Origin of the sequence: Lentzea sp. NEAU-D7, assembly GCF_026242055.1 — a bacterium.
GTDB lineage: Bacteria > Actinomycetota > Actinomycetes > Mycobacteriales > Pseudonocardiaceae > Lentzea.
Window position 1 is genome coordinate 1 of record NZ_JAPJDL010000014.1, and the last position, 12212, is coordinate 12212.

Sequence of the window (12212 nt, forward strand, 5' to 3'; positions counted from 1 at the left end):
CCCCGGGGGGCGGGCCGGCTCGTCCGGGTTCGAGCACGCGACGGAGTTCGAGGGTGTCGCCGGCCAGGCCTGCGAATCTTTGAACCCTCAACTACCCTTGCCCCCATGCCACAGCCAGAGGGTGAAGAGCTCGCCGCCATCCGCGCCAAGCGCGACGAGCTGCGCGAGCGGTACGTGAAGCCACTCGCCGAGCGGGGCGGGTCGCCGACGCGCGGAGTTCACCACATCGCGTTGATCTGCAAGGACGTCGAGGAGACCATCCGGTTCTACCAGGAGTTCCTCGGCTTCCCGCTGGTGGAGCTCGTGGAGAACCGCGACTACAACGGCTCCAGCCACTTCTTCTTCGACCTCGGCTCCAAGAACCTGCTGGGGTTCTTCGACTTCCCCGGTCACGACCACCCGGCGTTCTCCGAGACGATCGGCGCCGTTCAGCACCTCGCGCTCTCGACCTCCCCCGAGCGGTTCGACGAGATCAAGTCCAAGCTGGACGAGGCGGGGATCGAGTACCTGGGCCCCGACCGCGGCGTCGAGGACAGCCTGTACATCCGCGACCCCAACGGTGTAGGGATTGAGTTCTACCGGGAAGAACTCGGCGAGTTCGAAGGCACGACACTGATCAACTGAGGACGGAGTCGCAGTGGCGCAAGAGGTCAAGGGCATCGTCGCCCGGGGCAAGGGACAACCCGTCGAGCTGACCTCGGTGCTGGTGCCCGATCCCGGCCCCGGCGAGGCAGTGGTGAAGGTCCAGGCGTGCGGCGTCTGCCACACCGACCTGCACTACCGCGAGGGCGGCATCAACGACGACTTCCCGTTCCTGCTGGGCCACGAGGCCGCGGGGGTCGTGGAGTCGGTCGGCGAGGGCGTGGTGGACCTGGAGCCCGGCGACTTCGTCGTGCTGAACTGGCGGGCGGTCTGCGGCACGTGCCGCGCCTGCCGCCGGGGCAAGCCCTGGTACTGCTTCTCGACGTTCAACGCCTCGCAGCCGATGACACTGACCGACGGCACGAAGCTCTCGCCCGCGCTCGGCATCGGCGCGTTCGCGGAGAAGACCCTCGTCCACTCGGGACAGTGCACCAAGGTCGACCCGTCCGCCCGTGCCGCGGCGGTCGGTCTGCTCGGCTGCGGCGTGATGGCGGGCGTCGGCGCGGCCATCAACACCGGTGGCGTCACGCGCGGCGACTCGGTGGCCGTGATCGGCTGCGGCGGTGTCGGTGACGGCGCCATCGCGGGCGCCCGCATCGCCGGTGCCGCGAAGATCATCGCCGTCGACACCGACGCGCGGAAGCTGGAGTGGGCCAAGGGGTTCGGCGCCACGCACACCGTCAACGCCCGCGAGGTCGACGACGTCGTCACGGCCATCCAGGACCTGACGGACTCGTTCGGCGCGGACGTCGTGATCGACGCGGTCGGCCGCCCGGAGACGTGGAAGCAGGCGTTCTACGCCCGCGACCTCGCTGGAACCGTTGTCCTGGTGGGTGTTCCGACGCCGGACATGAAGCTGGAGATGCCGCTGATCGACTTCTTCTCGCGCGGCGGCTCCCTCAAGTCCTCGTGGTACGGCGACTGCCTGCCGACGCGCGACTTCCCGATGCTCGTGGACCTGTACCAGCAGGGCCGCTTCGACCTGGACGCGTTCGTCACCGAGGAGATCCCGCTGGACGGCGTCGAGGGCGCGTTCGAGAAGATGCACCACGGCGAGGTGCTGCGATCGGTGGTGGTGTTCTGATGCCGTTGCGCGTGGACCACACCGTCACCTCCGGCACGTTCTCGCTGGACGGCGAGACCTTCGACGTCGACAACAACGTCTGGGTCATCGGCGACTCGTCGGAGTGCGTCGTCATCGACGCACCGCACGACGTCGACGCGATCCTCAAGGCCGTGGACGGCCGTCGAGTCGTGGCGATCCTCCTGACGCACGCCCACGACGACCACGTCCGCGTCGCACCGGACCTGGCGCACGCGACGGGCGCGCCGATGGCGTTGCACCAGGCCGACCACGTCGTGTGGAACCTGACGCACACCGGCGTGATCCCGCACCAGGCGCTGGAGGACGGCCAGGTGCTCACCGTCGCCGGCGAGGAGATCCACGTGCTGCACACGCCGGGGCACTCCCCCGGCGCCGTGTGCTTCTACGTGCCGTCGCTGGGCGCGGTGTTCACCGGCGACACGCTGTTCCAGGGCGGGCCGGGCGCGACGGGCCGGTCGTTCTCGGACCGGCCGACGATCGAGGCGTCGATCCGGGAGAAGCTGCTGACGCTGCCCGGCGACACCGTGGTGCACACGGGCCACGGCCCGGACACCACGATCGCCGCCGAGGTGTTCTAGAACCGCGGAGGCCGCTTCTCCAGGAACGCCGTCACGCCTTCGGCGTAGTCGGCGCTGGAGGCGGCCTCCGCGTACAGCGCGCGCACGAAGTCGTCCTCGTGGCCGCCGTCCGTGATCGAGTTGATGATCTTCTTGGCGCCCCGGACGGACACCTGCGCGCGGCCCGCGATCTGTTCGGAGAGCTCCTTCACGCGGGCGTCCAGGGACTCGACGACCTCGTTCACGAGGCCGATCCGCAGGGCCGTCGCCGCGTCGAGCAGGTCGGCCGAGAACAGGATCTGCTTCGCCCAGGCCGGGCCGACCGCGTCCACCAGCGCCTTGGTGGAGGTGAAGTTGTAGACGATGCCGAGCTTCGCCGGGGTGATGCCGAAGCGGGCGTCCGCGGCCGCCACCCGGATGTCGCAGGCGAGGGCGATCTCACAGCCGCCGCCGACGCAGAACCCGGAGATCGCGGCGATCGTCGGTTTGTCCAGCTGGGCGATGGCGCGTTCGCCGTTGTGCACCGCTTCGCCGTAGTGAGCGGCGCCCTCGGCACCCCGCCGCAGCGTCGAGAACTCGGCGATGTCGGCCCCGGCGGAGAAGTGCTCCCCTCCCCGGATCACGAGCACCCGCACGTTCTCATCTGCGGAAACCTCGGCCAGGAGGCCTGGAAGCGCCGACCACATGTCGTAGGACATCGCGTTGCGCTTGGCCGGGCGGTTGATCGTCAACGTGGCGACCGGACCGGCCGCGGACAGCTCCAGGAACTCGCTCACCCGCCGCACGATACCCACCGCCCCCGGCGGTGGGCGCGGTCTCAGATGGGTAGCGAGGCGTTCACCTCCTTGTAAAGTCCGGTGCCGAAGAGGGGGAGGAAACGTGACAGCGGCTGCCATCGGTGCGTCCACGCTGCGCACGCTCGCGGTGCGGTTGCGCACCAGTGCGCCGGTGTCGTCGCGCATCCTCTCCGAGCTCGCGAGCGAGCTCGACCGGGGCGGGCCGGTGGCGGACCTGCTGTGCTCGCACAGCGCCGTGCACAGCCCGCTGTTCGGCATCCAGGCGCTCGCGGGCGTGCGGTTGCTGATGCTGTCGGGCAAGGCCCCGGAGCTCAGCCAGCGGTTCGCCAGCGCGCACGCGGCCGCGATGGCCGGGGAGTCGGACTCGACGGCGCTGCTGGCGTGGCTCGCCGCACGGAGCGCGATCGTGGAGAACGCGGGCGAGATCCTCGCGGCGCTCGACCGGACGGTGCAGCAGCACCAGCCGAAGACGGCCGCGTACCTGCTGCGCGGCCTCACCATGATCGGCGCGCCGAAGGTCCGGCTGCTCGAGCTCGGCGCCTGCGCGGGACTCAACCTGATCCTCGACCACTACCGCTGGTTCGGCCTCGGCTGGGAGTGGGGCGACAAGGACTCGCCGGTGCGCCTGGCCGCCACCGGCCCCCGGCCGCCGAACCTCGAGATCGTCGGCAGGGCCGGCTGCGACCTGCAGCCGCGCGACCCCGCCGACCCCAAGCACGCGATGATCCTGCAGTCGTTCATCCCGCCCGAGCACGACGCGCTGCGGTGGGACCTCGACGACGCCATCGAGCTCGCCGCCCAGGTCGGCGTGAAGGTCGCGCGCGCCCCCGCCGGGCGGTGGCTGCGGGAGAACCTCGTGCCGCCCGACGACCGCGGCACCTACACGGTGATCTGGCACAGCTCGTTCTGGGCGTACCTGACCGAGGACGAGCGCAACGAGATCGAGACGACGCTGACCGCGGCGGCCGGCTCGATGCCACTCGCGCGCGTCGCCCACGAGTCGACAGATCTTCGCTCGAACCCCCGCCTGACGGTCACCATCTACAGCTAGCCTCCGGCGTCGTGAAAACGATCCGCGCCTCCCTGCTGGCCGCCGCTCTCTTCACCACGGCCCTCACCACACCGGCGAACGCCGCCGTCTCGGACCACGACCTGGCGTTCCACTGGGCGCCGGTCCACCACCAGGACACCGACTCGTCCGACCACGACGCCGACTACCTGTCCACAGTGGACTTCGACGGCGACTGGAACACGCTGAACAACTGGGAGAACCAGCCCCAGCTCGCGAAGCTCACCGGCGCCGCCTACTACTCCGTGGTCGAGACGTCCACGCACTGGTTCGTCGTCTACGGCTTCTTCCACCCGCGCGACTGGGACGACCAGCCCGACCCGTTCAGCACCAGGACCCACGAGAACGACCTGGAGGGCGTCCTGTTCGCGGTCCGCAAGGACGGCTCGCAGTACGGCAGGCTCGAAGCCGCCGTCACGGTGGCGCACAGCGACTTCTACTCCTACGTGCCCACCGGGTCGCCCTACCGGAACGGTTCCGAGACCATCGACGGCACGCTGCTGCTGGTCGGCGGTCGCCCCGCCACGTTCCAGGAGGCCAAGGGCCACGGCCTGTACCGCTGGACCGGCACCGACTTCCCCGGCGGCGACGGCGTGGTCTACCAGCCCGCCGCCACCGGCGAGGTGCCGTCGGGCGGCAACGACCGCAGCGTCGGCTACCGGCTCGTGAACACCCTGGAGGCCGGCGGCATGTGGGCGCGCCGCGACAACGCGGAGACCTACTCGTCGTTCGGCACCTTCCGCGGCGACAACGGCAAGGACAACGCCGCCAACGCGCCGTGGGGCTGGGACGACCAGAACGACGGCGCCGTCTACCGCGGCTACCTCGCCACCGACCCCGCCCTGGTGATCGACAGGTACTTCTCCGACAAGGGCAGCTTCAGCCTGACCTACACGCGCAACGCCTTCCGCTGACCGACCGGCGGCGGAAGAGCAACAGGGGCCTGTGTCGAAGTCTGGTTCGACACAGGCCCTAGTTCTGGGCGGTCGGCCGCACGGCGATCTCGTTCACGTCGACCTCGGCCGGCTGCTCGATCGCGAACGCGACGGCACGGGCGATCGCGTCCGGCGGGATCGCGATCTCGTCGCGCATGCCCGCGATGCTCTCCCGCACCTCGGTGTTGGTGGACGCCTCCGCGAAATCGGTGTGCACGAAACCGGGGAACACCGTGGTCACGCGCAAAAAGGCGCCCGCCTCCTGGCGCAGGCCCTCGCAGATCGCCCGGACCGCCACCTTGGTGCCCGCGTAGACCGCCATGGACGGCACGACCCGGAACGCCGCGGTGGAGGAGGTGGTGACGAAGTGCCCCGCCTGTTGCTCGCGGAACACCGGCAGCGCCGCCGCGATGCCGTGCAGCACGCCCTTGATGTTGACGTCCACCATCTCGTCCCACTCGTCGACGCGCAGGTCGTCCAGCGGTGAGATCGGGCCGGCTCCCGCGTTGCCGACGAGCACGTCGAGCCGCCCGAACCGCTCGCGGGCCAGTGCCACCAACGAATGCAGGTCTTCGCGGCGGGTGACGTCGGTGCGCGTGTGCACGGCCGTGCCGCCTGCCTTCTCGATCCTGTCCACCAGGTCCGCGAGGCGCTCCGACCGGCGTGCCCCGAGCACGAGGCGCGCTCCCCGTTCCGCGAGGAGGAGCGCGGTCGCCTCTCCGATCCCACTGCTGGCGCCGGTGATCGCCACGACCTTGTCCGCAATTGCCATGATCCCAGCCTGCGATCGCTTCAGCCTGGTATCCAGAGTCCCTTTATTCTGGTACTGGAGGTGCCAGCGTGCGGAGAACGGACGATCAGCGGCGCGAGCTGGGTGCGTTCCTGCGCAGCCGGCGGGAACGGCTCACGCCGGCCGAGGCGGGCCTGCCGCGGACGGGACGGCGCCGGACTCCCGGCTTGCGCCGGGAGGAACTGGCGGTGCTCGCGGGCATCAGCGCCACCTGGTACACGTACCTCGAGCAGGGTCGCGACGTGCGGGCTTCCGACCAGGTGCTCGGCGCGCTCGCCACCGCCCTCGGGCTCGGTCCGTCCGAAAAGGACCACCTGTTCCGGCTCGCGGGCCACATCCGGCCGCACACCCTGGAGGCGGAGCCGCTCGCCGCGGAAGTGGCCGCCGTACCGGGGTTCCTGGACCCGCACCCGGCGTTCGTCATCGGCGCCACCTACGACGTGCTCAGCCACAACGAGGCGGCGGCCGAGCTCTTTCCCGGTCTGAGCAAGGAGAACCCGAGCTTCGCGCGCTGGGTGTTCACCGTCCCGCAGTCGCGGCACGTCCTGATCGACTGGGAGACGGAGGCGCGCGGCCTGCTCGCCCGGCTGCGCGCGCTCGCCGGCCAGCACCCCGCCGACGAGCGGTTCACCCGGCTGTTCGACGACCTGCACGAGGCCAGCCAGGAGGTGCGCTCCTGGTGGCCCCACTACGACGTGCAGCCCCGCCACGGCGGCCGGAAACGCTTGCGGCACCCCAGGTCCGGGCCGCTCGACTACGCGTACACGGCGTTCCACCTCGCCGAGCAGCCCGACCAGACGCTGGTCGTCTACTCGGACGAACGGCCGTGCTGAAACTCTAGGCCGCGCGCGGGTAGAGCCGGGCCATTCCCGGAGGCGCGGCGAAAGGCGCCCACGTACCCTCCGCCTGCGCCAGCCGGTCCGCGACGACCCACAGGACGCTGGAGTTGAAGCCGTAACCCAGGTGTGAGGACGACACCTGGACGTTCTCCCTGCGCGGCCCCGGTTCCTCGACGCACGACTCCCACGAGACGATGCCGTCCGTCTTCGAGTAGATCGACGTGGCGGGCACCGGGATCGGCGGCCGCGACGACTCGAGCGGCGGGAACTCGTCCTTCGGGATGTGCAGCCGGGAGAACAGCGCGAAAGCGGGCATCGCCCGTGACTGCACGGGATCGCTCATGTTGTACGGCGACCCCATGGTGATCACCTGGCGGACGCGGTGCGGGTGGTCGCGCGCCATCTCGCGCGCGAAGATCCCGCCCAGCGACCAGCCGACGATGGAGACCGGTCCGCCGTAGGCGTCGGAGACCTTCTTCACCAAGGCGTGCATGCCGTCCACGGCCTTGCGGGTGGGCCCGATGTTGCGGCCCAGGCCCCACGGGTTCACCTCGTAGCCCAGGCCGGACAGGAAGCGGCGCAGCATCACCGTGGACGAGTCGGCGGCACCCAGGCCGGGGAAGACGAGCACCGGATGACCGTCACCCGACGGAGCACCGCGCAACATCGACCGCGTGGCCACGAACTCGCTGACGTCGATCGCGCAGCGGGTGGGCTCGGTGAGGTACCAGAACAGGCCGGGCGCGGAGCCTCTGACGAGGTGGAGGGGCGGAGCGGCGGGCACTTCGAAGACTTCGTCCGAAGGTACGGCAGACATGGCGGCCTCCCCACACGTCGACAACCCCGAGCCGGCGCCCCGGGCGGCGTCGCCCAGTGAGTCCATGATGTTTCGTGAACGATCTTTTGGCCAGTACTTTCGAGTCTCGATTCGCCACCCGCAGGTAACACGTTGGCAACTTCACAGCTGTGCAGTGGCTCTCACCTGCATGGACGTCGATTGAGACGCCCCGGTCCTCTACTCTTTTTCGAGTGGATCGGATGAGCTCTTTGGACGCTGGCTTCTACTTCATCGAGGACGAGAACGTGCCGATGCACGTCGGTTCCGTCCTGGTTTTCGACGGACCGGTCCCGTCCTACGGAGACGTGATCCGCCTCTTCCTGGCGCGCATGGACCAGGTGCCGCGCTACCGGCAGAAGGTGAAGGCGCTGCCGTTCCACGTCGGGCGTCCGGTCTGGGTCGACGACGACCACTTCAACATCCTCTACCACGTCCGCCACACCGCCGTGCCGTCTCCGGGCGGGGAGGACCAGCTGCGCAACCTCGCGGGCCGGATCTTCGCGCAGAAGCTCGACGACTCCAAGCCGCTGTGGGAGGCCTGGCTGGTCGAGGGTCTCGAAGGTGGCCGCTGGGCGATCATCTCCAAGGTCCACCACTGCATGATCGACGGAGTGTCCGGTTCGGACATGCTGCAGCTCATCCTCGACTTCCGGCAGGAGACCGTGCTGCCGGAGCCGCAGGAGTGGAAGCCGCAGCCGCAGCCCTCCACGCTCGACCTGGTGGTCGACGGCGTGCGTGACGCCATCGTGACGCCGGTGCAGCACCTGTCCGCGTTGCCCGCCGTCGCGCGGAACGTGCGCTCCTTCAGCGAGATCGTCGACTTCGGCAAGTCCGTGCTCGGTTCTCTTCCCGGTACGGCACGGCGTCTGGTCACGCGCGCGGCGACGTCGCTGAACGGTCCTATCGGACCGCACCGCCGCTGGGTGTGGGCGCGCGCGAACCTGGCTGAGATCAAGCAGATCCGCATCGCGGCGGGTGGCACCGTCAACGACGTCATCCTGACGGCGATCACGCGTGGTTTCCGGGATCTGCTGGAGAAGCGCGGCGAACTGACCGAGGGCATGGTCGTGCGGACCATGGTTCCCGTGTCGATGCGCAAGGCCGATCAGCACAACGAGCTGAACAACCGCGTCAGCGCCGTGCTCGTGAACCTGCCCGTGGGCGAGGCGGACCCGGTGAAGCGCCTCGCGTCGATCCGCGCGCAGATGGACGACTTGAAGAGCTCGCGCCAGGCCGCCGGCGCCGACGTCATCACGAACCTGTCGAACTTCGCCGCGCCGACGCTGATGGCGCTGGGCTCGCGGACCGCGATGCGGTTCCCGCAGCAGATCCTGCAGACCGTCACCACCAACGTGCCCGGCCCGCGCATCCCGCTCTACATGCTCGGCCGCCCGCTGGTCGAGATGTTCCCGTACGTGCCGATCGCCTCGACGATCCGGATCACCGTCGGCATCTTCTCCTACCTCGACAGGTTCACCTTCGGCATCAACGCCGACTTCGACGGTGTGCCGGACGTCCAGCTGCTCGCGGACGGCATCCGCGCGGGCTTCGACGAGATGGTGGCGCTGGCCGCCGAGGCGGCGGAGAAGACCGAGGCTGCCCAGAAGGAGACGGCCCAGAAAAAGACGGCTCAGAAGGTCGTCGACGCCGCGCCCACCGCCAAGCCGGCTCCCAAGCCCGCCCCGAAGCCGGCGGCCAGGAAGGCGGCTCCCCAGCCCCGTGCCGTGCGCGCGCCCTCCAAGGCCGCGACGAACGGCGTGAAGCCGGGGACGACGGCCTGAGACACGATCTGACGGTGCGGGCGGGCGCGCACGACCTGAGCCTGACCGTGGTGGGACTCGACGCGCGGCTGGGCGCCCTGGGACTGGCTCTCGGCCAGGTCGACGACGTCCGCGTCGAACTGGAGGACGTGCGGTGGTCGCGCTGGCGTGCTCGCCGCGCGACCGTCGTCTGCCGGGATGTGCACGTGAACCCGCCCGCGGTCCTGGTGGCCTCGCCGGTCGAGTTCCGCGTCGAGGTGGACTTCGCGGACGTCCCGGAGCTGCAGCCGTTCAGCTGGTTGCCGCTGACCGTCCGGCTGGTCGGCTCCGAGCTGCACGTGCGGCTGCACAAGTGGCTGCCGGCACGCGTGTTCGCGGTGCCGGAGCTGCCGCGCGGCATCGAACTGACGGGCGTCGAGCAGCGGGACGACCACTTCGTGCTGACCGGAGCCGCCCCCGTGCTGCGGGAGCGGCTCACCCTGGGTCAGCTCGCGGACGTGCTCAGGCGGTTGGCGTCCATCCAGTCGAGGACCCGTTCGGACACGACCTCGGGGATCTCCATCTGGGGCACGTGACCGACGTTCGCGTACTCGTCGTAGCGCCAGTGCGGGAACCTGCGCGCCACGTACCGGGCGGCGGCGACGTTGACCAGGCGGTCGCGGTCGCCGCTCATCAGGAACACCGGCACCCGGACCTTGGACATCGCCGCGTAGCAGGCGCCGCGCTTCGACGTCGTGAACACGACGCTGCGCGCGGCCGCGAGGAACGCCTTGTCCAGGCCCTCGACCTTGGCGCGTTCGCCGATCAGGTGCTCGCTGGCCTGCTTGAGCTCCTCGGGGATGCCGGACGGGTCCGCGCAGACCAGCTCCAGCAGGCGTTCGACCTGCCTGCGGGCGGGAACCGCCCTCGACCTGGCCAGGTACCGCTCGCCCAGACCCGGCACGGCGTACAGGAAGAACGTGCTGAGCATCGTCGGGTCCGGCCGGGTCCCGAACACCATCGGCAGCGCCGGGTCGACCAGCACCAGGCCCCTGACGAGCTCGGGGTCGTGGGCGGTCTGGAAGAGCGAGATCAGCCCGCCCATCGAGTTGCCGGCCAGGACCGCCGGCTCCCCCACGACCTCGCGCAGGAACCGGCCCAGGAGCCTCGTGTTGGCCTGGACCGTGGTCTGCCGCCCCTCGGGGTTCGTCAGGCCGTGCCCGGCGAGGTCGACGGCCGTGACGCGCGCCTTGCGAGCGAGCAGCGGTGCGAGCAGCACCCAGTTGAGGTGCGAGCCGCCGAGCCCGTGCACGAGCACGATCCGCGGACCGTCCGCCGGTCCGCCGAAGTCGACCCAGTGCACGGGCCCGTCGAGGTCCGCGTGGTGGCTGGTGCCGCCGAAGTTCGCCACAGTCGTCATACCAACCAGTATGTCGCTGGGGATGACCGGTCGGTAGTGACGTTCAGGGCCTCATTTCCACGGCGACGCGACCTGGCACTGGTCGCGCTTGCGCGGGTCGCCGTAGACGATCTCACGACTGGCCGGGTCGAAGAAGCACGCCGTCAGCAGGTCGGAGCTGGTGCCGAGCAGGGTGCCTGCGGCGTCGTAGGCGCGCACGACGGGGTCGGGCTCGTTCGCGGGAACGGTCCAGGACCGCGGGTAGTGGGTCCGCAGGGCGTACGTGCCGTTGGCGATCTTGGCGTCGGTGGTGCGACCGTCGGCGGTGACCGTCACGCGGGCGACCGCGGAGTCGATCCGGCCGGCGACCGTGCGGTGGCCCGGCATCCCCGCGCGCTCGGGGCCGAGGTGGTCACCTCCAGCGGTCGAGCTGACGATGTCGACGGAGAAGTGCCCTGGCAGCAGCTGAACCGCACGCTTTCCGAAGCCCGCGCTGTAGTCCCGGCCCGCCTCACCGAGAGCGCAGGGCAGCATCTCGTCCTCGGTGTAGAGCAGCGCCCACCTCGTCTCCCCCTCCAGCAACTGGTGCAGCTTCGCCTTGCCCGGCATGCCCGTGGACTTCATGCAGCCCGCCTCGATCGCCTCGACGGTCTCCCGCGGCACCTCGAAGCCGGTCGAGGGCGGTGTCGTCGTCACCTGCGGGCTGGTGACGTGCACCGCGGGCGACGGCGGAGGCGGGGCGGGCTGCAGCGTCAGGACGCTGGCGGCCACGGTGGCCACCGCGGCCGCCCCCGCGAGGACCGGGAAGAGGAGCCTGCGCCGGCGGCCGGTGGCCGCGCGTTCGAGCTCGGCGCGGATCTGCGTGCGGCGGCCGGGCGGCAGGTCGCGCGTGGGCGGAAGCATGCTGGTCATCGGTCCTCCCCGGTGTGCACGAGCTCGCGGTGGTGCTGCTGGACCTTGGCCCTGGCCTTGCTGACCCGCGCACGCACGCTGCCCTCGGTGATGCCGAGAACGGCAGCGGCGTCCGCGTAGGACACGTCCGACCACACGCACAGGACGAGCGCTTCGCGTTCGTTGCGCGGCAGCTTCGCCACGACGTCCAGCAGCGCTTTCATCCGCCGCTGGTCGTCGAGCCGCTCCGCCACCAGGTCCGCGTGGTCGGGCACCGGGCGCTCCTCGCCGACACGGCGCAGGTTCTTCAGGCGGCGCAGGAACGAGCGCTGCTCGTTGCGCACCACGTTCGTGGCCACGGTGAGCAGCCACGGCAGCGCCGACTCGCGCTCCAGCCGCACGTCGTCGCGTTTGCGCCAGGCCAGCAGGAACGTCGCCTGCAGGTGGTCCTCGGCCTCCGCCCAGGACGCGGTCAGCCGGAAGCAGTGGTTGTAGACCGCCTTCGCGTGCCGGTCGAACAGCACCCCGAAGGCGTGCGCACTGCCCCCAGCCGCCTGCGACCACAGCGCGCGGTCGTCAGGGTCTTCGGTTGTCATGCCTGTTCGTGTCCG

General features: G+C 70.3%; 14 protein-coding genes. 8 read left to right on the forward strand and 6 right to left on the reverse strand.

Annotated features, from left to right (window positions below; genetic code table 11):
• The first annotated feature begins 105 nt into the window (after positions 1 to 105).
• The 3 genes from ORI60_RS25990 to ORI60_RS26000 are packed head-to-tail and all read left to right on the forward strand — an operon-like array spanning position 106 to position 2325.
• Complete coding sequence (locus tag ORI60_RS25990; protein ID WP_253323863.1) at positions 106 to 624, forward strand: VOC family protein; 519 nt, start codon at positions 106 to 108, stop codon at positions 622 to 624.
• A 13-nt stretch (positions 625 to 637) separates the two neighbouring features.
• Positions 638 to 1726: an S-(hydroxymethyl)mycothiol dehydrogenase gene (locus ORI60_RS25995; RefSeq protein WP_266040553.1), complete on the forward strand. Its 1089-nt coding sequence runs from the start codon at positions 638 to 640 to the stop codon at positions 1724 to 1726.
• The gene (locus ORI60_RS26000; RefSeq protein WP_266040555.1) at positions 1726 to 2325 is read left to right on the forward strand and encodes an MBL fold metallo-hydrolase; all 600 of its coding nucleotides are present in this window, start codon (positions 1726 to 1728) and stop codon (positions 2323 to 2325) included. The genes ORI60_RS25995 and ORI60_RS26000 overlap by 1 nt, the downstream gene beginning before the upstream one ends.
• On the opposite strand, the gene ORI60_RS26005 is transcribed toward ORI60_RS26000, so the two are convergent.
• A complete protein-coding gene (locus tag ORI60_RS26005) occupies positions 2322 to 3080 on the reverse strand; it encodes an enoyl-CoA hydratase/isomerase family protein (RefSeq protein WP_266040557.1) in 759 nt (252 codons plus the stop codon). The genes ORI60_RS26000 and ORI60_RS26005 overlap by 4 nt on opposite strands.
• A gap of 103 nt (positions 3081 to 3183) precedes the next feature.
• Here ORI60_RS26005 and ORI60_RS26010 point away from each other — a divergent pair, with 103 nt between their 5' ends.
• Both ORI60_RS26010 and ORI60_RS26015 read left to right on the forward strand, forming a co-directional pair.
• The gene (locus ORI60_RS26010; protein WP_266040559.1) at positions 3184 to 4152 is read left to right on the forward strand and encodes a DUF2332 family protein; all 969 of its coding nucleotides are present in this window, start codon (positions 3184 to 3186) and stop codon (positions 4150 to 4152) included.
• 11 nt (positions 4153 to 4163) lie between these two features.
• Positions 4164 to 5084, forward strand: a complete 921-nt coding sequence (locus tag ORI60_RS26015; RefSeq protein WP_266040560.1) for a hypothetical protein — start codon at positions 4164 to 4166, stop codon at positions 5082 to 5084.
• A 58-nt stretch (positions 5085 to 5142) separates the two neighbouring features.
• Here the strand turns inward: ORI60_RS26015 and ORI60_RS26020 are convergent, their stop codons facing one another.
• On the reverse strand, positions 5143 to 5877 hold the full coding sequence (locus ORI60_RS26020) for an SDR family oxidoreductase (protein WP_266040562.1): 735 nt from the start codon (positions 5875 to 5877) through the stop codon (positions 5143 to 5145).
• A 68-nt stretch (positions 5878 to 5945) separates the two neighbouring features.
• Here ORI60_RS26020 and ORI60_RS26025 point away from each other — a divergent pair, with 68 nt between their 5' ends.
• The gene (locus tag ORI60_RS26025; RefSeq protein WP_266040563.1) at positions 5946 to 6728 is read left to right on the forward strand and encodes a helix-turn-helix transcriptional regulator; all 783 of its coding nucleotides are present in this window, start codon (positions 5946 to 5948) and stop codon (positions 6726 to 6728) included.
• 4 nt (positions 6729 to 6732) lie between these two features.
• Here ORI60_RS26025 and ORI60_RS26030 read toward each other — a convergent pair whose 3' ends face one another.
• Positions 6733 to 7551: an esterase/lipase family protein gene (locus ORI60_RS26030; protein WP_266040564.1), complete on the reverse strand. Its 819-nt coding sequence runs from the start codon at positions 7549 to 7551 to the stop codon at positions 6733 to 6735.
• A gap of 221 nt (positions 7552 to 7772) precedes the next feature.
• On the opposite strand from ORI60_RS26030, the gene ORI60_RS26035 reads away from it, so the two are divergent.
• Both ORI60_RS26035 and ORI60_RS26040 read left to right on the forward strand, forming a co-directional pair.
• On the forward strand, positions 7773 to 9353 hold the full coding sequence (locus tag ORI60_RS26035; protein ID WP_266040566.1) for a WS/DGAT/MGAT family O-acyltransferase: 1581 nt from the start codon (positions 7773 to 7775) through the stop codon (positions 9351 to 9353).
• Positions 9354 to 9367: 14 nt separating this feature from the next.
• Positions 9368 to 9907: a hypothetical protein gene (locus ORI60_RS26040; protein WP_266040568.1), complete on the forward strand. Its 540-nt coding sequence runs from the start codon at positions 9368 to 9370 to the stop codon at positions 9905 to 9907.
• On the opposite strand, the gene ORI60_RS26045 is transcribed toward ORI60_RS26040, so the two are convergent.
• From ORI60_RS26045 to ORI60_RS26055, 3 genes are read right to left on the reverse strand one after another with little or no spacing between them, the layout of a single operon-like run.
• Positions 9817 to 10731 (reverse strand): alpha/beta fold hydrolase, encoded by a 915-nt coding sequence (locus tag ORI60_RS26045; protein ID WP_266040570.1) that lies wholly within the window; start codon positions 10729 to 10731, stop codon positions 9817 to 9819. The two genes, ORI60_RS26040 and ORI60_RS26045, sit on opposite strands and share 91 nt — an antisense overlap.
• Before the next feature lie 51 nt (positions 10732 to 10782).
• Positions 10783 to 11622 carry a hypothetical protein gene (locus ORI60_RS26050; protein WP_266040571.1) on the reverse strand — a complete coding sequence of 280 codons (840 nt, stop codon included), beginning with the start codon at positions 11620 to 11622 and terminating at the stop codon, positions 10783 to 10785.
• Complete coding sequence (locus ORI60_RS26055; protein WP_266040573.1) at positions 11619 to 12197, reverse strand: RNA polymerase sigma factor; 579 nt, start codon at positions 12195 to 12197, stop codon at positions 11619 to 11621. Before ORI60_RS26055 ends, ORI60_RS26050 begins: the two co-directional genes overlap by 4 nt.
• Between the last annotated feature and the right edge of the window lie 15 nt (positions 12198 to 12212).